This is a genomic window from Nocardioides sp., from assembly GCF_036374615.1.
GTDB lineage: Bacteria > Actinomycetota > Actinomycetes > Propionibacteriales > Nocardioidaceae > Nocardioides.
Genome location: NZ_DASUTK010000063.1, coordinates 14498 through 35394, shown reverse-complemented (window position 1 = coordinate 35394; position 20897 = coordinate 14498). Strand labels below are relative to the sequence as shown.

Here is a 20897-nt window from a genome sequence, read left to right as displayed (position 1 = left end):
ACCGTTATGCACTCGTCACCAGCGGCACGGACGATCAGGGATGGGTCAGCTGAAGCAGTCCGAGGCACATCTCGTCGGTCGTCCCCTCACCCCAGACGACGTACCGCTCCTCCTGCCCCTCGAACGACGGCAGCTCGTCACGCAGCCACTGCACATGCCGGCAGGTGACCGTCACCTGGTCGCCCGCGGCGAGCCGGACCGGTTCGATCGGGGTGGCGCCCTGGTTGTCGAAGTTCCAGACCGGGATGTCGAGGACGGTCCGCGCCTGGGGTGTGCCCGCGTTGACCTCGACCGTGATCGAGCGGCCGAGCAGGTGCATGTGGCCCGCGACGCCGTGGATGGTCGCCGGTGCCATCAGGGTCCGGGTGCACGACTGGCTGTTGCCGGGCGTGGGGGCGCCGCCGCACAGGAAGTACAGGATGTCGGCCGTCGAGCCGGCTCGGTCGCCGAACCGCGCCTTCACGTCCGCCAGCGCGGTCGCCCGGTCGCAGAGCGGCGAGTCGTCGTGCCCGCGGCGGCACGGCAGCTCCACGGGCGCAGGGAGCAGCATGGTGTGGAGGGCCGCCAGCTCCGCACCACGCGGAGCCAGCCGTAGCTGGGTGGCGGACACGTCCGGTTCGTCGCCGGCCAACAGGTTGTAGTGGACCTGCATCACGATCTGGGCACCCTTGTCCAGCGGGACCCCGAGCCCGCGCCGGAGCACCGACTCCCGGCCTCCCGGCGCCCACGCGCCGAGCCACTCGGCGTCGTCCACGTCGGTGAAGTCGTCGAGACCAGTGCCGCCGAAGCAGGTCCAGCCCGGGCCGGCCTCGGCCGCGTCGGCCTGCCGCGCTTCCGCCACCTGTTCCGGGGGGACCCGGAAGAGGATCACGTGGTGCACGACGTCGGGGTTGCCGGGCAGCACATGGGTGCCGGTGAGGAACGCGTCCTCGCGCAGCTGCGGGTCGAGCAGGAAGCAGCGGTAGTCGTCGGTGCCGACACCGGTCGGAGCACTGGGGGTGTACGGCTCCTGCATGGTCAAGGTGGTGCGGGTCTCGCCCCGACGCAGCGGCTTGGACCTGACCGCGGCGGCGGGGGTGTCATGGTGCCCGGACCCACCTGCCTGCTCGGGGTCACTGGCCGCGGTCTGGCGATCGCTCCCGGGGGCCGCCGGCGCCGCGCCTCGTTGCTCGTCGGACCCGCAGGCGGCCAGCAGCGTGCCGGCCACGATCAGTGCGAGCAGCGTGGCGACCAGCCGGACGATCACCTGGGAGGTCAACCGGGAGGCCACGCCATCGTCCGTCCCCCGAGGACGTGGAGGTGGGTGTGGAACACCGACTGGCCGGCGTCGGCCCCGGTGTTGAGGACCAGCCGGTAGTCCGTCAGTCCCTCGCCTCTCGCCACCTCGGCCGCGGCGCTCACCAGGGCTGCCGCGAGCGCGGGGTCGTCCGTCACGGTCGCCGCGGCGTCGGGGGCGTGCCGGCGCGGGACGACGAGCACGTGCGTCGGTGCGACCGGGTTCACGTCACGGAACGCCACGACGTCGCCGTTGCTCAGGACGACGTCACCGGGGATCTCCCCCGCCACGATCTTGCAGAACAGACAGTCCTCGGACGCGATCGTCGTGCTCATGCACTCATGCTAGGTGGTGCGACAGCGAGGCCGGCCGTGATCGAGGACGGCAGCCGGACCGGAAGCTCGATGATGAACGTCGAGCCGCGTCCGAGCTCGCTGTCGAACGTCACCGAGCCGCCGTGAGCCACGACCGACGCACGGACGATCGCCAGGCCCAGACCCGAGCCAGGGGCCTGCTGGACCTCCGGCTGGTGACTGCGGAAGAACCGGTCGAACAGCTGCTCCTGGTCGGTCTGGGCGATGCCGAGACCGGTGTCGCTGACCACGATCCGGCTGGTCTTGCCGTTGGTGCGCAGCGACACCACGACCCGCCCGCCGTCAGGCGTGAACTTGGCGGCGTTGGCCAACAGGTGGGACACCGCGTCCGCGACCAGCCGGGGGTCGGCCTGGTGCACCACGGACTCGGGCGGCAGCCGCAGGGAGAGGTCGAGCTGCCGGTCGGCGAGGCCGGCCTTGAGGTCGTCGTACGCCGAGGAGACGAGTGCCCGCAGGTCCACCTCCTCCGGCTGCAGCTGGAGGTCGGCGGCCTCGACCCGGGTCAGGGTGAGCAGGTTCTGGATCAGCGTCAGCATCCGGTTGCCGTTGCGGTCGATCCGCTCGACGAAGTCACGCAGGGCGGCGCTCTCGGGCTGGTCGGCCAGCTCCTCCTGCAGCATCTCGGCGTACCCGAGGATGCTCGCCATGGGTGTGCGCAGCTCGTGGCTCACGCTCGCCACGAACTGGTCGGTGCCGAGGTCGATGCCTCGCGCCTGGTCGGTCACGTCGCGCCCGGCGATCAGGAAGCCCGTGACGTCCCCGTGCTCGTCACCGAACTCCGAGATCGTCATCGACAGCAGCCGTCGCTCACCGTCCGGTCGGAGGTAGGGCCAGTCGAGGGGTTGCTGCTGCTCGTTGGCCACCAGCCCATGGGCGACGGCGGCGAAGGTGGGCTCGATCCGCATCGCCAGTGCCCAGGTCGCGAGCTCGGCCTCGTCGAGGAACACCTCGGGTGTCGAGCCGACGAGCGCGCGCTCGGGGCGACCCAGCACCGTCTCCGCGCCCACGTTCACGCGCGTGATCGCCCCGGCGACGTCGGTGGTGAGGAGGACCGTCGCGGTCTCGAACGAGAACACGTCGGCCAGCAGCCGTGACTGCGACGAGACGACGTCGTCGACCTCGCGCCGACCGGCCAGCACCGACCCGACCGACAGCCCGGCCAGCAGGCTCGCGAGCACCAGGAGCACGACCGCCACCACCAGCAGGGCGACCAGCGCCCGGTCGGCCGGGCGCGCAACGGCGACCCCGCCCAGCACCACGATGGCGAGACCCACGAGGAGGGCGGGCGCCAGCAGCAGCCGAGGCCACGTGGTCATGAACCAGCCTCCTTTCGGACGGGGGGATCCGGGCGGGCTCGAGGCCAACGGTAGGCGCGATGTGCCCCCCGCGTCCCTCGAATCCGTCGACAACCTGTTGCCATTCCGTGGCAGTTCCGTCACCAATCCGGCAAGAATCCCGTTCGAGCCGTGTCAACCGGCTGGCAGGCCCTCGCGTCCCACTAACGTGCACAGCCATGCGACCGCAGCTCCCGCGCCGATCGTCGTGACCGACGAACCGGCGACCTGGGACGCCGACACTGCTCTCGAGCAGCTGTACGCCGCCCACTGGCGCTCCCTGGTCCGGCTCGGCGTGCTGGTGACCGGCGACCTCGCCCAGGCCGAGGAGATCACGCAGGACGCATTCGTGGCGCTGCACGCCCGGTGGCGCCGGCTGCGAGACCCCGACAAGGCCCTGCCCTACCTGCGGCAGACCGTCGTCAACCGCTCCCGCTCGGCGCTGCGACACCGGGTGGTGGTCGACCGGCACGCCCAGGCCACCGGGCCTGCCGCGACCTCGGGCGCGGACCTGCCCGGGTCCGACGAGGCCGCGGTGGCCGCCGAGCGCCGGTCCCGGGTGCTGGCTGCGCTGCAGCAGCTCCCCGAGCGCCAGCGCGAGGTGATGGCGCTGCGGTACTACGCGGGACTGTCCGAGGCCGAGATCGCCGACGCTCTCGGCATCAGCCGTGGCGCCGTCAAGAGTCACGCGTCGCGCGGCGCTGCGTCCCTTCGTGCCGCGCTCACCGACTACCTGGAGGACCGGTCATGAACCGCCCCGACACCGACTTCGACCCGCAGCTGGCGGACCTGCTGCACGACGCGGTCGCGGACGTCGAGCCGGACGACCAGCTGGCCGACATCCGCGCCCGGATCCCCCGGCGGAGCACCGCGCGCCGGTGGGGACTCCTCGCCGGCGGCGGTGCGCTCGCCGTGGCAGCCACGGTCACGGCGATCGCCCTCGCGAGTGGTCCCTCGTCGGTGACGACGGACCCCGACGTGGCCGAGGACCCGCCGAGCTCGGGCGACACGACTGCGGTCGCGGCGTACTTCGTGGGCGAGACGCCTACCGGCGACCGGCTCTTCCGCGAGTTCCAGCCGGTCGAGGACGCGACCGCGGGGTTGTCCGGCCTGGCGTTGCTCGAGTCCGGACCGACCGATCCCGACTACACCTCGCTCTGGCCCGAGGGGTCGTTCGAGGACCGGCTCTCCGACCCTGAGGCCGGGGTGGTGCACGTGTACCTCACCGATGCCGCTCCCGAGGAGCCCTCCGAGCTGGCCCTGCAGCAGGTGGTCTACACCGTCCGTGCTGGCCTGCAGGAGCAGGTCCAGGTCGCCTTCCACAGCGGCGAGACCCTGGTGGCCACGGTCGCGGCGGCACCGCAGCTGGACACTCTGTCCCTGGTCAACCTGTCCGACCCGGCCGAGGGCCAGGCCGTCGGCGACTCGCTGCACGTCTCGGGCGTCGCCAACTCGTTCGAGGCGACCGTGCCCTGGCGGATCCAGCAGGGCTCCACCGCGGTGGACGGGGGGTTCTTCACGGCCGAGGGCTCGATGGGAACCCGGCTCTTCCCGTTCTCGGGCGAGATCGACGTGTCGTCCCTCGATCCGGGCTCCTACACCCTCATCGTGGAGACCAGCGACCCGTCCGGGGGCAGCGAAGGCCCGGGCGCGTACTCCGACTCCCGCAGCTTCGTCATCGAGTGACCAGAGTGAAAGGCACCACCATGCGATCGATCGCTCGCCTCCGACCAGGCCGGGTGGCGCCCGTCGCGATGCTCGCGCTGGTGCTCGCCCTCGTGCTCGCCGGTTGCTCCGATGCCGACCCGGTGGCGTCCGACCCCGCCGACGAGCCGTCGAGCTCGGAGAGCGAGGACCCGGCGACCGAGCCCAGCGAGGATCCCGACCCGAGCGAGGACGAGTCCTCCGAGGAACCGGGCACCACCACGGCCGCCTACTTCATCGGCGACACCGAGCGGGCCGGGCCGCGCCTCTTCCGCGAGTTCCAGCGTGCGAGCGGCGAACCGCTGGACGCCGCCGTCGAGGTGCTCACAGCCGGGCCGCTCGACCCCGACTACCGGACCGCCTGGGAGGGTGGACAGCTCGCCTCAGCGACGTACGACGGCGACGTGATCTCGGTGGTGGTCGACCCCTCCGCGCGGACCCGCCCCGGCGCCATGTCGAGGGCCGAGGCGCGCGCGGCGGTCGAGCAGGTCATCTACTCGGTGCAGGCCGCGGTGCAGGAGCGCGCCCCGGTGCAGTTCCGGACCACGGACAACCCGATCGACATGGTCTTCGGCGTCCCCACGTCGGAGCCGCTCGCGAACGGACCGATGCTCGACGTGCTGTCGCACGTCAGCCTGACCACCCCCGAGCAGGGCGCGGTGGTCGCCGGTGACACGCTCTCGGTGACCGGTGTGGGCAACAGCTTCGAGGCCAACGTCGGCTGGGCCATCCGGCAGGGCGACGCGGTCGTGAACGACGGCTACGCCACCATGGCGGGCTGGATGGAGCCGAAGCTGTTCCCGTTCGAGGTCGAGGTCGACGTATCGAAGCTGCAGCCGGGCGACTACACGTTCTGGGTGACCACCGACGACCCGACCGGCGGCACGGAGGGCATCGGCGCGATGACCGACGACAAGGAGTTCACGATCGAGTAGGTCGGGCCTTCAGCCCCACCGAGCGGTGCGAGCCAGGAGCGCCGCCGCAGCAGCCACGCCGGCCGTGGACGTCCGCAGCACCTCCGCCCCCAGACGGACCGTCCACGCGCCGGCGGCCGCGAACGCCGACACCTCGTCGTCCGTGAGGCCGCCCTCGGGTCCGACCACGACGACCACCGTCCCCTCCGCCGGTACGACGAGATCCGCGAGCGGGGTGTCGGCGGCCTCGTGCAGCACGACGGCCAGGTCGGCCTCGGCGACGAGGTTCACAACGTCCTCGGTGCCGGCCAGGTCCACGACCTCCGCAGCCCACACGCGACGAGCCTGCTTGCCCGCCTCACGTGCGGTAGTCCGCCACCGGGCCAGCGACCGGGCCGCACGCTCCCCCTTCCACACCGCCACGCTGCGGGCGGCGGACCACGGGACGATCCGTGCCACGCCGATCTCGGTGAGGACCTCCACCGCGAGCTCGCCGCGATCGCCCTTGGGGATCGCCTGCACCACCACGAGGCCGGGCGCGGGCCGCTCCTCACGCCGTACGTCGGAGAGGCGGACCGTGAACCGCCGCTTGCCGGTCTCCTCGACCGTGCCGACACCGGCGGTGCCGGCGCCGTCGGTGAGCACCACCTGTTCCCCCGCGCGCAGCCGCCGCACGGCCACGGCGTGGTGCGCCTCGTCGCCGGTCACCTCGACGAGCGACCCTGCCCCGACGTCGGCGAGGGAGGCGGTCAGGTGGACCGGCAGGCTCATCGGTGACCGTGCGGCTCAGTGCTGGTTGAAGGCGTCGCGGAGCCGACCGAAGACGGACTTCTGCGACGCCTTGACCTGGCCGGTGGGCTGCTCCTCGCCGCGGATCGCGGCCAGCTCCTGCAGCAGCTCCTCCTGCCGGGGGTCCAGCCGGGTCGGGGTCTCGACGACGATGTGCGCCACCAGGTCGCCCCGACCGCCGCGCAGGCCGGGGACCCCACGACCGCGCAGCACGTGCTCGGCACCTGACTGCGTGCCGGGCTTCACCTCGAGCTCGAAGCTCGTCTCCACCCCGGAGTCCTGCCCCGAGACGACGTCGGCCTCCAGCGTCGGCAGGCTCAGGGTGGTGCCCAACGCAGCCGCCGTCATGGGCACGGTCACGGTGCAGTGCAGGTCGTCCCCGCGACGGCTGAAGGTGTCGTGCGGGAGCACGTTGATCTCGACGTACAGGTCGCCGGCGGGCCCGCCGCCGGGCCCGACCTCGCCCTGGTCGGCCAGCTGGACGCGGGTCCCGGTGTCGACACCGGCCGGGATCTTGACCGTCAGGGTGCGCCGCGACCGCACGCGGCCGTCGCCCGAGCACTCCCGGCACGGGTCGGGGATGATCGTGCCGAACCCGCGGCAGGCGGCGCACGGGCGCAGCGTCCGCACCTCGCCGAGGAACGAACGCTGCACGTGCGCGACCTCGCCCACACCGTGGCACGTCTCGCACGTCACCGGCTGCGTGCCGGGCGAGGCGCCACTGCCCGCACAGGTGCCGCACACGACGGCCGTGTCGACCTTCAGCTCGCGCGTGACACCGAAGGCCGCCTCGGCGAGCTCGACGTCGATCCGGATCAGTGCGTCCTGGCCGCGACGCACCCGCGACCGGGGACCGCGACCGCTCTGCGCGGCCGCCCCGCCCCCGAAGAACGCGTCCATGATGTCGGTGAAGGAGAACCCGGCACCCTGGCCGAAGCCGGCCGCCCCCGCGAAGGGGTCGCCGCCGCGGTCGTACGCCGCCCGCTTCTGCGGGTCGGAGAGGACCTCGTAGGCGCGCGAGACCTCCTTGAACCTCTCCTGGGAGGCGGGGTCGGGATTGACGTCGGGGTGGTACTGCCGCGCCAGCTTGCGGTAGGCCTTCTTGATGGTGTCGGTGTCCGCGTCACGGTCGACACCCAGGAGGTCGTACGGGTCCTGGCTCAAGGGGTTCCTTCGTCTGTTGCTCGTGGTCGGTCGGTGAGGGGTCAGCCCTCGTCGAGGATTCTGGACACGTAGCGGGCCACGGCCCGCACCGCAGCCATGGTGCCCGGGTAGTCCATACGGGTCGGGCCGACGATGCCAAGTGTGGCAAGTGCCTCGTCACCCGGGCCGTAGCCGGTGGCGACGACGGACGTCGACGAGAGCTCCTGGTAGGGGCCCTCGTGGCCGATCCGGACGGTCAGCGTGTCGCCGGCCGATGCCTCCCCGAGCAGCTTGAGCAGCACGACGTGCTCCTCGAGCGCTTCCAGGAGCGGCCGCACGTCGACCTCGAAGCTGGCACCGAACCGAGCGAGGTTGGCGGTGCCGCCGACCGCGACGCGCTCGTCGGAGCGGTGGTCGCTCATCGCCTCGACCAGCGTCTCCGCCACCGTGGCGGTCTCCGGCTGCTCGTCGGCCAGGGCCCGCAGCTCGCGGACCGCGTCTGCGATCAACGCTCCGGCAGCCGCACCGTTGACCTGGGCGCGCAGCCGGGCCAGCGAGTCGTCGTCGACAGGCTCGGCCGGCTCCACCAGCCGTTGCTCGACCCGGCCGGTGGACAAGATGAGCACCAGCAGCAACCGGTTCGGCGTCAACGCCACGACCTCGACGTGGCGGACCGTGCTCCGGCTGAGGGTGGGGTACTGCACGACCGCCACCTGCCGGGTCAGCTGTGCGAGCAGCCGGACCGACCGATGCACCACGTCGTCGAGGTCGACGGCACCGTCGAGGATGGTGGCGATCGCTCGGCGCTCGGCCGCCGACATCGGCTTGATCGTGGTCAGCCGGTCGACGAAGAGCCGGTAGCCCTTGTCGGTGGGCACCCGACCGGCGCTGGTGTGGGGTTGGGTGATGAACCCCTCCTCCTCCAGCGCCGCCATGTCGTTGCGGACCGTGGCCGGCGAGACGCCGAGGCCGTGCCGCTCGACGAGGGCCTTGGAACCCACGGGCTCCTCGGTCGCGACGTAGTCCTCGACGATCGCCCGGAGGACGGCGAGCCTGCGATCGTCCTGCACGGCGGCCACCTCCTCGGTCCACTCTGGCACTCGCATCGAATGAGTGCCAATGGTACTAGGGGATGCTCGCGTGCCGGTCGATCCACTCCTCGACGAGGGCGGCCACGTCGTCGGGTCGCTCGAGCGAGGGAAGGTGGGCCACGTCGGGCCAGTCGATCCGCTCCGCCCCGGGGATGCCCGCCGTGACCGTGTCGGCGGCCAGGCGGATCGCCTCGAGGTCGAGCGCGCCCTGCACGACGAGGGTCGGCGCCGCCACCTCCCCCAACCGGTCCAGTGCCGGCGGGTCGAGCTCGGCCTCGTCGACGTCGGGCCAGTCGGCATCGATCTCGAAGGCACGACGCTGCATGGTGTGGACGAGGCGACGTACGTCCTCCGGAACCGCGTCCGGGTCGCGTCCGGGACCGACCAGCCAGGTGTCGACGTTGGCCTGGGCAGCGGCGTCGAGGTCGTCGCGCTCAAGGGCGTCGTCCTCGGCCGCGATGAAGGCACGCAGGTCGTCGGTCCGGGCCGGCATCAGCGCCCCGCCGGGCGCCAGCAGCACCAACGACGCCACAGCGGACGGGCGCACCAGCGCGGTCTCCACGGCCACCCCGGCACCGAAGGAGGCGGCCACGACGTGGACCCGGTCGATCCCGAGCGCGTCCAGCGTCGCCAGCACGTCGGCGGAGCTGGACCACCCGGCCTCGGGCGGTGTCGTGGACTCGCCGAACCCCCGGAGGTCCAGCCGGACGGTGTCGTACGAGGCAGTCAGCCGGTCCCACGCCGGGTCCCACATCCGGCGGTCGGCGACCCCGGCATGGAGCAGGAGGAGGGCGGGTGCACCGGCGGGGCCGGAACGGTCGTGGGCGAGCGGGGCGGGCTGGTTCGGGTCAGGAGTCATTTGCTGTGAACCCAACCGCCGCCGAACGCTCGAGGGCAACCCAATATCGTGGCGGCGTGCCCGATTTCGAGGAGCTGGCCGACCGGGTCTGGGTCTCCCACCACGACTGGTTCGACCTCAACATCACCCTGATCGGGGGCGAGCGCGGTCTGGTCGTGGTCGACACCCACGGGTCCGGGGCCGCCGGTCGCGGCGTGATCGACGACATCCGCCGACTCGGCGCCGGGGCGGTGGTCGACGTGGTCAACACGCACTGGCACTTCGACCACACGTTCGGCAACCAGGCCTTCAGGGACGAGTACGGCACCGCCGTACCGATCACGTCCCACGAGGCGGCTGCGGTCGAGCTGGCCGAACGCGGCGAGGAGATCAGGCAGCGGTACGCCGACGACCCCGACGACCCGATGCGAGACGACGTTCTGGCCACCGAGATCGTGGTTCCCGACCGGACCTTCTCGTCGACCCGGGTGCTGGACCTCGGCGACCGGGTCGTCGAGCTGGTGCACCCGGGCCGCGGTCATACGGCCGGGGACCTGGTCGTCCGCGTGCCCGATGCGGACGTCCTGCTCGCGGGCGATCTCGTGGAGGAGTCCGCTCCCCCCGCTCTCGGCGACGACTCGTGGCCGATGGAGTGGCCGCTGACGCTCGACCTCGTGCTCGGCCTCCTCACCCCGTCGTCGGTCGTGGTGCCCGGTCACGGCGCTCCGGTCGACCGCGGGTTCGTGGAGCGCCAGCGGGACGACCTGGGGGTCGTGGCCGAGACGATCCGCGACCTGGCCGAGCGTGGGGTCCCGGTCGCCGAGGCGCTCGTCGCCGGCGACTGGCCGTGGGAGCCGTCCGTGCTCGAGCGTGCTGTGCGTCGGGCGTACGAGCAGCTACCCCGCAGCCAGAAGCGCCTGCCGCTGATCTAGCGGGCCTGGGCCCCAGCCGGATGCGGTTGCTTGACGTCAAGCAATCGCCGGCGAGCACACCCGGCGTGAGCAGGTTCCCCACCTGCGGGTGAGGTCGGCCGGCTCGGCGGCGGCTAGGTTCGGGCCCATGAGCGAATCGGGGCCGGAGACCGGGGAGATCCGGGACGAGGACCTGCCCGAGGACCTCCAACCGGGCGAGGAGAACCCCCTGGCGGAGCCGCTGGACGAGGACGTCGATCGCGACGAGCTCGACGTGCGGGGCGGCAAGGCGCCCGAGGAGTCGCAGGATCGCGACGACGGCGCGTCGGGCAGCGACGGCTGAGCCGTCCGCCTAGCGTGGTGCGGTGACCGCATCGCACCCAGCCCGCCACGACCGTTACGGCACTGATGTCCTCGCCACCGACTGGCGCGCGCCGCAGCGGGGCCGCGCCGTCGAGACGCCGGCCGTGAAGGGCGAGGTGGTCGAGGAGGTGACCACCGACTTCTGCGGCGAGATCGTCCAGGTGGACCGTGACCTCCACACCGTGACCCTGGAGGACCGGCGACGCGCGCGGCGGACGTTCCCGCTCGGTCCCGGCTTCCTCCTGGACGGCAGGCCGGTGATCCTGGTCGCGCCGCCGCGAGCGGGCACTCCGACGGGTCCCGTCCGAACCGCCTCGGGCTCGATCGCGGTGCGGGGGGCGAAGGCACGCGTGGCGCGGCAGAGCCGGATCTACGTGGAGGGGCGCCACGACGCCGAGCTGGTCGAGCGCGTCTGGGGCGACGACCTCCGCCTGGAGGGCGTGGTCGTGGAGTACCTCGGCGGGGTCGACGACCTGGCCGGGCAGCTGGGCGACTTCGGCCCCGGCCCCGGCCGCCGCGTCGGCGTCCTCGTGGACCACCTCGTGCCCGGCTCCAAGGAGAGCCGGATCGCCGAGGCGGTGGAGCACTCGCCCGTGGGCGCGCACGTCCGGATCACCGGCCACCCGTTCGTCGACATCTGGCAGGCCGTCAAGCCCGCCCGGCTCGGGTTCGCGGCCTGGCCCGACGTGCCGCGCGCTGAGGACTGGAAGCACGGCACCTGCGAGCGGCTCGGCTGGCCGCACCGCGACCAGGCTGACATCGCCCGCGCGTGGAAGCACGTGCTCGGGGCGGTGCGGTCGTACGCCGACCTCGAGCCGGCCCTGCTCGGGCGGGTCGAGGAGCTGATCGACTTCGTCACCACGGAGGGCGAGACCGCTAGGTTGGACGCATGAGCGACTCCTACGGTCCGCCGCCGGACCAGCCCTACGGCAGCCCTCACGGGGCCCTCACGCAGGAGGAGAAGACGTGGGCGCTCGCCGCCCACGTCGGCTCACTGGTCTCCGCCTGGTTCGCGTTCGGGTTCTTGGCGCCGCTGCTGATCCTGCTGCTCAAGAACGACTCGCCCTTCGTGCGCCGACACGCTGTCGAGTCCCTCAACTTCCAGATCTCGCTGCTGATCTACGGCCTCGTCGGAACGATCGTGGCCTTCGTGCTGGCGGTCGTCACCTTCGGTCTCGGGCTGCTCGTGATCATCCCGGTGATCGTCGTGCTCGGACTGCTGGCGCTGATCGTGATCATCGTGGCCACGGTCAAGGCCAGCAACGGCGAGGACTACCGCTACCCGCTCACGCTGCGCCTCGTCAGCTGAAGCGTGCGACACGGCCCGGTCCTCCCGGACCGGGCCGCGCACCTCCCCCATCCGTAGCGTGGAGCGTCAGAAGCGCTCGCCCGGGAAATACTCGACGGTCCTGTTCTTCATGGTTGTCTCACTCTGTGTGGACCTGCTCCGGATGCTTCGGATGACCTGATCATGCAGTGCCGGCCGCTCGGGTTCTGTCGGGTCGCTGACACAACGCGCATCATCCTGGCGATGGAGCGGCGTTGTCGCAGAGCGCCTGCAGCACCGACCTCACCTGGAACGGGGGTGAGGCTCGGGTGCCGGCTGATCTCCGTCGCGCCTGCGCCGTCCGCCGAGGCGCGCCGTCACGCGCGGACCCCGGCCAGCGAGGCCTCCAGCTGCTCCGACCACCGGGTCGCGCCCAGCCGTTCGAAGGTCTCGCGGGCGGCCCGGAGCGGCCCCGCTGCATCCTCCTCGCGTCCGGCGCGGGACAGCCAGACCCCGAGGTCGGCGTTGGCCCGTGCCACCCACGGCTCCGAGTGCCAGCCTTGGGCGTCGGCGAGCGCCGTGTGGAAGTCGGCCTCGACCTGCTCGGGATCTGCCCCGTTGCGGGACCCGAGCAGCGCCCGAGCCCAGTGGTACCCGAAGCGGGCAGCGTCCGGGGGCCGGGTGCGCGGTCGCTGGTCGACCAGGTCGATCAGCTCGGCGAGCGCCTCCGTGTCATCGAGCTCCGTCGCCAGGTCCACGCCCAGCACCAGGAGGACGCCGAAGTCGTCGAAGAGCCCGCCGTACTCGACCATCTGGCGCGCAGCGGTCACGGCCTGTCGGGCCGCGTCGCGCTGGCCCGCGTCGCCGTGCTCGATCGCGACGATCAGGCTCCGGACCGCGGAGCTCGCCTCGTCCTGCTCCTCGCCCTGCCGGAGGTATCCGGGGCCAGGCGTCCACGCCAGGCCCCGAGACCGAAGGACGTGGAGGCGCACGAGCTCGAGATAGGGGGCGTCCAAGTCGCTGACCTGATCGGGGTCCTCCGCGAGGGCGAGTGCCTCGTCCCACCTCCCGCGTAGAGCCATCGCCAGCAGGAGGTTGATGACCGAGACGCTGATCCACACCCGGTCGCCGACGGACCGCGCGGCCGTCACCGCCTCCTCGCCGTACTCCTGGGCCATCACCGTGTTCTCGCAGTTGAAGTCCGCGTTGAGGTTGCACAGAACCCGCGCCAGGGCGACGTTGTCGTGATCGGCGCGGGCCGAGTCCGCCTCCGCGTCGAGCAGCAGCCGGCCGAGGCTCCGGGCGCCGGTGCGCTGGAAGTAGACGGAGAGCATGCCGAAGCTCATGGTGATCATCGACCGGTCGCCGAGGAACTCCGCCAGCCGCGCGAGCTCCATGCCGGGCCGGAGCAGGTCCTCGCCCAGTCGCAGCTTGGCCGCGACGATCACCCGCAGCAACGCGAGCTCGACCTCCGGCAGACCGCCGATCGCACGCACCGCCTCGAGCCGCGCCCCGCACACCTGTGTTGCCTGGTCATAGCGTCCCAGGGAGAGCAGGGCCCGGCCCCACACGGCACTCGCGAGCCCGGCCTCACCCGCGTCTCCGAGCGTGTCGAACGTCGCCGTCGCGTGCTCCGCGTGGCGCACGCTGTCCTCCCCGCTGCCGGCCTGGTCGAGCACGTCGGCGAGGTTGCGTTCGATGACGGCCCCGGTCGCCGGGTCCGAGGATCGCGACAGGGCCTCTTCGAGATGACCCGCGGCCTCCCTCGGCGCCCCGAGTGCGCCGGCTCGAACTGCCGCCTCCTGCAACGCCTCGATCGCCCGGGCGGTCAGCCGCCCCTGGTCCTCGGCGTCGGGGACCGCGTCCAAGGCCTCCAACAGGTGCTGGGCGATGATCGGTGCCAGCTCGCCCGCCGGGGTCCCCTCGGGCTGCAGCACGTCGACCACGGCAAGATGCCCCAGCTTGCGGTCGTGCCGCGACAGCGTGCCGTAGGCGACCTGCCGGACCGCACCTTGCATGAACTGGTACTGACCGTGCTCGGTGGTGAAGCGGCTCGACTCCCGCCGGAGCAGCTGCAGCCGCACCAGTCCGGCCAGCACCTGCTCGACATCGCGGACCTCGGGGCACAACCGCTCGATCTGGTCCTGGTCGAAGGCGTCGCCGATGACGCTGGCGCGGTCGACGAGCCGCCGCTGGTCGGGGTCCAGGGTGTCCAGCCGGGCCGAGAGCAGCGCCTGCAGCGACGCCGGGGCACCGACGGCGTCGAGATCGAGCCGGTCGGGATCCTCGAGCACGTACTGCCCGCCTCGCGGCACCACCAGGTCACGGTCGATCAGCGAGCGCACCGTCTCGACGGCGAACAGCGGCACGCCGTCGGAGCGCTCGATGAGGGACGCGCGGACGGTCTCGGGCAGTCCCGCGACCAACCCGTCCAGCAGCCTGCCCACGTCGGGCTCCGACAGCGCCTCGAGGTGGAGCACGGTTGCCCGCCGGTTCGTGGCCAGCGCCGGGTTCTCCTCCAGCAGCCCGGGTCGGGTGAGGAGCAGCACCAAGCAGCCGAACGCCCCGACCGACAGCAGGTACTCCAAGAACTGGAGCAGGCTGTCGTCAGCGTGCTGGGCGTCGTCGATCACGAGTACCACCGGGTGCTCGTCCTCGCCGGTACGCCGCAGGAACGTCGTCCAGGCCGAGAACAGGTCCTCCCGCGGGTGGCTGCCGACGGCACCGATCCCGAGCAGAGCGCCGAGCCTCGGGGCCAACCACTCGCGCTCTGCGGGGTCATTCACGTACCGGTCCAGCCCCAGCTCCAGCAGGACGGTCTGGTCCTCGGTGCCGTCCTCCTCGGGGGCGAGCCCCTGCAACCGTGCGCGGATCGCCTCGGCAAGGGCGTAGTAGGCCACCCCCTCGCCATAGGCCAGGCAGCGGCCGGCGTGCCAACGTGCCACAGAGTTGAGGCCGTCGACGTACTTCTCGAACTCCCAGCCGAGCCGGGTCTTGCCCACACCTGCCTCCCCGTCGACCACGAGCAGAGCCGGGCGCCGGCTGTCCTCGATGCCGTGGAAGATCTCCTTGACCAGCCGCAGCTCCCGGTCGCGGCCCACCAACGGCGCCTCGAGCCCGTCGGCGCGCTGGGAGCCCCCGACGCCCGCGACCACCGCGCGCACCGCCCACAACGGGATCGGTTCCACCTTGCCCCTCAGGGTGTGGCTACCGACGTCGACGTACGAGATCGCGGAGGACGTCAGCAGCCTGGTCGTCTCGTCGACCCAGATCTGGCCGGGTGCGGCCGCCGACTGCACCCGGGACGCGGTGTTCACGGCGTCCCCGGCCACCATCCCCTGGGCCTCGGCGCCGATCGTGACCGCCACCTCGCCGGTGACGATCCCCACTCGCATCGCGAGGTCGGACACGCCCACGTCGGCGCCCATCGCCTCGACGGCGCTCACGAGCTCGAGACCCGCCCGGACCGCGCGCTCCGCGTCGTCCTCGTGAGAGGTGGGAACGCCCCACACGGCCATCACGGCGTCACCGATGAACTTCTCCACCGTGCCGCCGTAGCGGCCGATGATCTGGCGGCACTCCTCGAAGTACGCCGAGAGCAGCTCGCGCACGTCCTCCTGGTCACGTGACTCGGAGAGGCTCGTGAACCCGACCAGGTCGCCGAACAGGACGCTCGTGACGCGCCGCGCTACCAGGGGAGTCGCCGGGCCGGATGCGGCGCCCGCAGCCGGCGCCGGATGCGCCCCCGGTTGCGGCGTACCGCACTCGAGGCAGAACCGGGCACCAGCCGGGAGCTGGACGCCGCAGCTGACGCAGCCGGGCGCGACCTGGCCCGCGCCGCAGGCCAGGCAGAACCGCGAGCCGTCGGGCAGCTCGGTGGCGCACGCGTGGCAGGTGCTCATCGGATCACGTCGCCAGCCGTCGACGGATGGTGGCCTCGGCGGCCAGCCCGGACTCACGGTGGCCGGACACGGCCCGGAGGAAGTCGTCGCGAGCCAGGGTCAGCACGACGGTCTCCTCGAGCGCGGTGATCGTCGCGGTGCGCGGAACGTCGCGGAGCAGCCCGATCTCGCCGAAGTACTCGCCGGCGCCCTCCGTCCGCAGCACCCGCTCGCCGAGCGCATCGGTCTGCGTGACCCGCACGAGGCCCGACTCGACCACGAAGAACCGGTCGGACTCCTCGCCCTCCCGGACCAGCACGTCCCCCGCGGCGAACCGGACCTCGGTGAGGGAGCCGGCGAGCTGCTCGGTCGTGGCCGGGTCGAGCGGCGCGAACAGGTCGAGGCTGCGCAGCAGCTCCAACCCGCGCGGTGCCGTCAGGGTCGCGTCGAGCCGGATCATGGCGGGCAGGCCGATCAGGGCCAGCGCCGCGACCGGAACGGCCAGCACCGCCAGCGCAGCCTGGAGGGACATCAGCTCGAGGAGCAACGGCATGGCCAGGGCACCGATCGCCATCGTCGCGATGGCGCACGACTCGAGGGCACCGAAGACCCGTCCGAGCAGCTCGTCAGGCGTGAGCCGTTGCATGATCGTGTCGATGTTGACGTCGACCAACGGGTTCGCCAGGCCGAGCAGGGCCGCCGCGGCGAAACAGGCGGCCGGGGTTGGCCACGCCGTCACCAGCAGCAGCGGTAGCGACCACAGGACTACGCCGACCGTCATGTCGCGACCCAGCGTGCCGCGCCGGGCTCGGGAGATCGCCAGCATGCCGCCGAGGATCGAGCCGACGCCGATCACGGCGTTGAGGTAGCCGAGCCCCGCGTCGGGAGAGTCGAGGATCTCGTCGGCCATCACGACCAGGCACACAGTCATGGCTCCGGCGATCACCGTCTGGAGGCTGACCTGCACGGTGGTGAGCAGCAGCACGCGATCGCGGCCGATGATCCGGAAGCCCGCCAGGGTCTCGGCGAGAAAGGTCTCCTCGGGACCGCTGGCACCGTCCTGGCTCTCGTCGGACTCGTCGGCGCCCGATTCCCGAGGCCCCTCGGCGCGCGGCACGACGACCCGGCTCACCAGCGCCAACGACCAGAGGAACGTCAGGACGTTGACGACCAGCACGACGGGTACGTCGGTGGCGACCAGCAGACCCGCGGCCAGGGCCGGTCCCGCGAAGAACGCCAGGCTGTCGATCGTGCTGTGCAGCCCGTTGGCGGCGGCGAGCTCAGCCGGGGTCCGCGACAGGCCCGGCAGGAGCGCCCGCTGCGCGATCAGGAAGGGCGAGGCCAGCAGTGAGGTGAGCGTGGCGAGGACGAAGACCATCGGCGCCGCGAGATCCACGGCGATCAACACCGCAGCCCCTGCCACGGCCACCGCCCGTAGCGCGTCGGTGAGCATCATCAGTCCGCGCCGCGACCACCGATCGGCATACACGGCGCCGATCGGGGCGGTCAGCGCGCCCAGCACGAACCGGATGCCGAGCCAGATCCCGACCGCCCGTGCTCCGCCGGCGTCGTAGGCCCACACGACGATGGCCGTCGCGTAGGCCCAGTCGCCTACCGCCGACCCGAGAAAGGCGACCTGCACGCGACGCAGGTTCGGATTGCCGAGAACGGCACGAAGCGCCCCGCGATCCGGCGCGGGCGACTGCGCCTCCCCAGGCACAGTCTCCGTCTCGTCCGCCATTCCCGGTTCCCCCTGAACTCCCGAGAGTGACGATGCTGGACCGAATGTAGACCGCTCGAGCCGCCCGTGTCTCGTACTCCGAACGCGTTCCTACTTCACGGCAGCAGGTCGCGGACCACGGCGTCGGCCAGCAGCCGACCGGCGAGCGTCAGTCTCAGCACCGGCGCGTCCGCGACCAGCAGGCCTCTTTTCACCAGGTCCGGGACCGCCGCGCGGCCCGCGCCGTCGAGGACGTCGCGGTCCAGACCGGTCGCCATCCGAAGCTCCAGCAGCACCCGCTCGGTGCGCCGGTCCTCGGCGGTCAGCACCTCTCGCGCGTGCGCCGGGCTGCGCCCCTCGCGCAACCGCTCGGCGTACGCCGCGGGGTGCTTGACGTTCCACCAGCGGACTCCGCCGACGTGGGAGTGGGCACCCGGGCCGATGCCCCACCAGTGGTCGCCGTTCCAGTACCCGACGTTGTGCCGGCAGCGAGCCGTCTCGGTGCGTGCCCAGTTCGACACCTCGTACCAGTGCAGGCCGGCGCTCCCGAGCCGGTCCTCGGTCGCGACGTACTTGTCGGCGAGGTCGTCGTCGTCAGGAGCGGGCAGCTCACCGCGGCGCACCGCACGGGCGAGGGCGGTGCCGTCCTCGACGATCAGGGCGTACGCCGAGAGGTGGTCGGGCGCGCAGCCCAGCGCGCCGTCCAGCGACGTCTCCCAGTCCTCGAGCGACTCCCCCGGCGTCCCGTAGATGAGATCGAGGCTGACCTGCTCGAAGCCGGCGGCGCGCGCCCACTCGACCGCCGCCGGCACGCGCAGCGGGTCGTGCGTGCGGTCGAGTGTCGCCAGCACGTGCGGCACTGCCGACTGCATCCCGAACGAGATCCGGTTGAACCCAACGCCCCTCAGCTGGTCGAGGTCCCACGCAGCGACCGAGTCCGGGTTGGACTCGGTGGTGATCTCGGGATCGCGGGCGAAGCCGAACTCCCCGGCGATCGATGCCAGGACGACGCCCAGCTCAGCGGGCGGGAGCAGCGTCGGCGTACCCCCGCCGAAGAAGACCGTCGACACCTTCAGGTCGACGTCGCCCAGGACCTCGCGAGCCTGACGCACCTCCGAGATCGCCGACTCCGCCCACGTGGCCTGCGAGGCGCCCGGACCCAGCTCGGCGGCCGTGTAGGTGTTGAAGTCGCAGTAGCCGCACCGCACCCGGCAGTACGGCACGTGCACGTACATCCCGAAGGGTCGCGTGCCGAGCTCGGCAAGGGCGGGGGCGGGCAGCCGGCCGTCCTCGGGCGCCGGCTCCCCCGGCGGCAGCGCGGAGGGCACGCGCCCATCCAATCACGCCCTGACCTGCGCTTTCACACCTGCAGGGCAAGGAACGGCGGTCAGCTGTAGAACGACTCGATCAGCTCGTGGTGGTTCTCCTCGACCACGTTCCGCTTGACCTTCATCGAGGGGGTCATCTCCCCCGACTCGACCGTCAGGTCGTGGTCGAGCAGCTGCCACTTCTTGATTGTCTCCCAGCGGTTGAGGTTGCTGTTGAGCTCGTCGACGTACTCGCTGACCATCGCCTGGCACTCGGGCGAGGAGACGATGGCGGTGTAGTCGCCGCTGATGTCGTTCTCCGCCGCCCAGCCGGCGATCGCGTCGGGGTCGAGCGTGATCAGCGCGACGCAGAAGTTGCGCTCGGCGCCGAACACCACGAACTGGCTGGCGTAGGGGCAGATCGCCTTGAACTTCGACTCGATCGCGGGCGGTGCGATGTACTTGCCGCCGGACGTCTTGAAGAGCTCCTTGATCCTGCCGGTGATCTTGAGGAAGCCGTCCTCGTCGATGGAGCCCTTGTCACCGGTGTGCAGCCAGCCGTCGTCGGTCAGCGCCTTCGCGGTCTCCTCGGGCAGGTTGTGGTAGCCGTCCATGACGCCCGGGCCCTTGATCAGGACCTCGTCGCCCTCGCCCAGCTTCACCTCCGAGCCCGGGAAGACCGGGCCGACGGTGCCGAACTTGTACTGGTCGGGGTGGTTCACGAAGGAGCCGGCCGCGCTCTCCGTGAGGCCGTAGCCCTCGAGGATCAAGATGCCAGCGGCGTGGAACCACTCGGCGATGTCACGGTTGAGCGCCGCGGCGCCGGAGATGAAGAACCGCACCCGACCGCCGAACCGTTCGCGCACCTTGCTGAAGACCAGCTTGTCGAACAGCCCGTGCTGCAGCTTGAGCGGCAGCGGGATCGACTTGCCCTCGCGCTTGAGCTGGTCGACCTGCAGCCCGACCTTGAACGCCTGCTTGAAGATCTTCTCCTTGGCACCGCCCTCGGCGGCAGTCATGGTGACGATCCGGCCGTGCGCCTTCTCGAAGATGCGGGGCGCCGCGCCCATGAACGTGGGCTTCACCACCCCGAGGTTGTCGACGATCTTGTCGACCCGACCGTCGATGGCGGTCGGGAAGCCGCAGGCCAGCTGGACCGAGAGCAGCACCTTGCCGAAGGAGTGCGCCATGGGGAGCCAGAGGAACTGCAGGTCGTCCTCGGACAGGATGTGCAGGTTCTCGATCGCGGACCCTTCGTAGACCCAGGACGAGTGGCGCAACCGCACCCCCTTCGGGCGGCCGGTCGTGCCGGACGTGTAGATCAGCGTGGCGAGCTGGTCTGCAGGGATCTTCTCGACGGTCTCCGCGATGACGCCCGGGTGCTCGGCCAGGTAGGAGTCCCCCAGGGCCGCCAGGGCCTCGAGGTCGATCACCCAGTCGCCGTCGGCGGTGCCCGCGAACGTCACGACCTTGCCGACGTGCGGCAGCTCGGACTTGCGGTTCCTCAGCTTGGCGATCTGGTCGTCGTCCTCGGCGAAGACGACCTTGCACTCGGAGTCGGCCAGGATGTAGGCCGTGTCGTCCTCGTTGGTGGTCGGGTAGACCGTGGTCGTGGCTGCGCCCGCGCACATGATCGCGAGGTCGGCGAGGATCCACTCGTAGCGCGTGGCCGATGCGATCCCGACCCGCTGCTCGGGCTGCAGCCCGAGCGAGAGGAGTCCGGCCGCGAGCCGCGACACCTCGTCGCCGGCCTGCTGCCACGACATCGACTCCCAGGACTCGCCCACCGGGAAGCGGAACGCCTCCCGGTCAGGGGACTTCTTCACCCGCTCCAGGAACTGCTGCGCCACGCTGGCCGGCATGGTGTCGACGAAGGACGTGTCGTGAACGATGGGCACGGGGAACTCCTGGGCTGTTCGGACTGGGGTCAGGTCGCCGGGGGCGAGTCTCGTTGCGGAGTAACCTAGATCACCGGGTTACGCAGC

At 71.7% G+C, this 20897-nt stretch carries 18 protein-coding genes; 7 read left to right on the top strand and 11 right to left on the bottom strand.

The window, feature by feature from the left end:
* Positions 1 to 34: 34 nt before the first annotated feature.
* The 3 genes from VFZ39_RS05035 to VFZ39_RS05025 are packed head-to-tail and all read right to left on the bottom strand — an operon-like array spanning position 35 to position 2966.
* Positions 35 to 1270, bottom strand: coding sequence for a hypothetical protein (locus tag VFZ39_RS05035; protein ID WP_330864632.1), 1236 nt, complete (start codon positions 1268 to 1270; stop codon positions 35 to 37).
* Positions 1255 to 1611, bottom strand: coding sequence for an HIT domain-containing protein (locus tag VFZ39_RS05030; RefSeq protein ID WP_330864631.1), 357 nt, complete (start codon positions 1609 to 1611; stop codon positions 1255 to 1257). The genes VFZ39_RS05035 and VFZ39_RS05030 overlap by 16 nt, the downstream gene beginning before the upstream one ends.
* Positions 1608 to 2966, bottom strand: a complete 1359-nt coding sequence (locus VFZ39_RS05025; protein ID WP_330864630.1) for a sensor histidine kinase — start codon at positions 2964 to 2966, stop codon at positions 1608 to 1610. The genes VFZ39_RS05030 and VFZ39_RS05025 overlap by 4 nt, the downstream gene beginning before the upstream one ends.
* Before the next feature lie 226 nt (positions 2967 to 3192).
* Between VFZ39_RS05025 and VFZ39_RS05020 the strand changes: the two genes are divergently transcribed.
* Genes VFZ39_RS05020 through VFZ39_RS05010 form a run of 3 tightly spaced genes read left to right on the top strand, consistent with a single transcriptional unit; the run spans position 3193 to position 5623 of the window.
* The gene (locus VFZ39_RS05020; RefSeq protein WP_330864629.1) at positions 3193 to 3735 is read left to right on the top strand and encodes an RNA polymerase sigma factor; all 543 of its coding nucleotides are present in this window, start codon (positions 3193 to 3195) and stop codon (positions 3733 to 3735) included.
* The gene (locus VFZ39_RS05015) at positions 3732 to 4670 is read left to right on the top strand and encodes a Gmad2 immunoglobulin-like domain-containing protein (RefSeq protein ID WP_330864628.1); all 939 of its coding nucleotides are present in this window, start codon (positions 3732 to 3734) and stop codon (positions 4668 to 4670) included. The genes VFZ39_RS05020 and VFZ39_RS05015 overlap by 4 nt, the downstream gene beginning before the upstream one ends.
* A 20-nt stretch (positions 4671 to 4690) precedes the next feature.
* A complete protein-coding gene (locus VFZ39_RS05010; RefSeq protein WP_330864627.1) occupies positions 4691 to 5623 on the top strand; it encodes a Gmad2 immunoglobulin-like domain-containing protein in 933 nt (310 codons plus the stop codon).
* Positions 5624 to 5632: 9 nt separating this feature from the next.
* On the opposite strand, the gene VFZ39_RS05005 is transcribed toward VFZ39_RS05010, so the two are convergent.
* Genes VFZ39_RS05005 through VFZ39_RS04990 form a run of 4 tightly spaced genes read right to left on the bottom strand, consistent with a single transcriptional unit; the run spans position 5633 to position 9484 of the window.
* Positions 5633 to 6373, bottom strand: a complete 741-nt coding sequence (locus VFZ39_RS05005; protein WP_330864626.1) for a 16S rRNA (uracil(1498)-N(3))-methyltransferase — start codon at positions 6371 to 6373, stop codon at positions 5633 to 5635.
* A gap of 15 nt (positions 6374 to 6388) precedes the next feature.
* Positions 6389 to 7555, bottom strand: coding sequence for a molecular chaperone DnaJ (gene dnaJ, locus VFZ39_RS05000; RefSeq protein WP_330864625.1), 1167 nt, complete (start codon positions 7553 to 7555; stop codon positions 6389 to 6391).
* A gap of 41 nt (positions 7556 to 7596) precedes the next feature.
* Positions 7597 to 8604 (bottom strand): heat-inducible transcriptional repressor HrcA, encoded by a 1008-nt coding sequence (hrcA, locus tag VFZ39_RS04995; protein ID WP_330864660.1) that lies wholly within the window; start codon positions 8602 to 8604, stop codon positions 7597 to 7599.
* 55 nt (positions 8605 to 8659) lie between these two features.
* A complete protein-coding gene (locus VFZ39_RS04990) occupies positions 8660 to 9484 on the bottom strand; it encodes an alpha/beta fold hydrolase (protein WP_330864624.1) in 825 nt (274 codons plus the stop codon).
* A 56-nt stretch (positions 9485 to 9540) separates the two neighbouring features.
* Between VFZ39_RS04990 and VFZ39_RS04985 the strand changes: the two genes are divergently transcribed.
* The 4 genes from VFZ39_RS04985 (at position 9541) to VFZ39_RS04970 (ending at position 12046) form a co-directional block, all read left to right on the top strand.
* Positions 9541 to 10395 carry an MBL fold metallo-hydrolase gene (locus VFZ39_RS04985; protein ID WP_330864623.1) on the top strand — a complete coding sequence of 285 codons (855 nt, stop codon included), beginning with the start codon at positions 9541 to 9543 and terminating at the stop codon, positions 10393 to 10395.
* 127 nt (positions 10396 to 10522) lie between these two features.
* Complete coding sequence (locus VFZ39_RS04980; protein ID WP_330864622.1) at positions 10523 to 10717, top strand: hypothetical protein; 195 nt, start codon at positions 10523 to 10525, stop codon at positions 10715 to 10717.
* A 22-nt stretch (positions 10718 to 10739) separates the two neighbouring features.
* A complete protein-coding gene (locus VFZ39_RS04975; protein WP_330864621.1) occupies positions 10740 to 11630 on the top strand; it encodes a DUF3097 domain-containing protein in 891 nt (296 codons plus the stop codon).
* Positions 11627 to 12046, top strand: coding sequence for a DUF4870 domain-containing protein (locus VFZ39_RS04970; RefSeq protein WP_330864620.1), 420 nt, complete (start codon positions 11627 to 11629; stop codon positions 12044 to 12046). Before VFZ39_RS04975 ends, VFZ39_RS04970 begins: the two co-directional genes overlap by 4 nt.
* A 335-nt stretch (positions 12047 to 12381) precedes the next feature.
* Here the strand turns inward: VFZ39_RS04970 and VFZ39_RS04965 are convergent, their stop codons facing one another.
* From VFZ39_RS04965 to VFZ39_RS04950, 4 genes are all read right to left on the bottom strand, one after another.
* A complete protein-coding gene (locus VFZ39_RS04965; protein WP_330864619.1) occupies positions 12382 to 15906 on the bottom strand; it encodes an adenylate/guanylate cyclase domain-containing protein in 3525 nt (1174 codons plus the stop codon).
* Positions 15907 to 15910: 4 nt separating this feature from the next.
* The gene (locus VFZ39_RS04960) at positions 15911 to 17527 is read right to left on the bottom strand and encodes an MFS transporter (RefSeq protein ID WP_330864618.1); all 1617 of its coding nucleotides are present in this window, start codon (positions 17525 to 17527) and stop codon (positions 15911 to 15913) included.
* Between the two features lie 194 nt (positions 17528 to 17721).
* The gene (hemW, locus tag VFZ39_RS04955; RefSeq protein ID WP_330864617.1) at positions 17722 to 18933 is read right to left on the bottom strand and encodes a radical SAM family heme chaperone HemW; all 1212 of its coding nucleotides are present in this window, start codon (positions 18931 to 18933) and stop codon (positions 17722 to 17724) included.
* Between the two features lie 59 nt (positions 18934 to 18992).
* Positions 18993 to 20810, bottom strand: coding sequence for an AMP-dependent synthetase/ligase (locus tag VFZ39_RS04950; protein ID WP_330864616.1), 1818 nt, complete (start codon positions 20808 to 20810; stop codon positions 18993 to 18995).
* Positions 20811 to 20897: the final 87 nt, after the last annotated feature.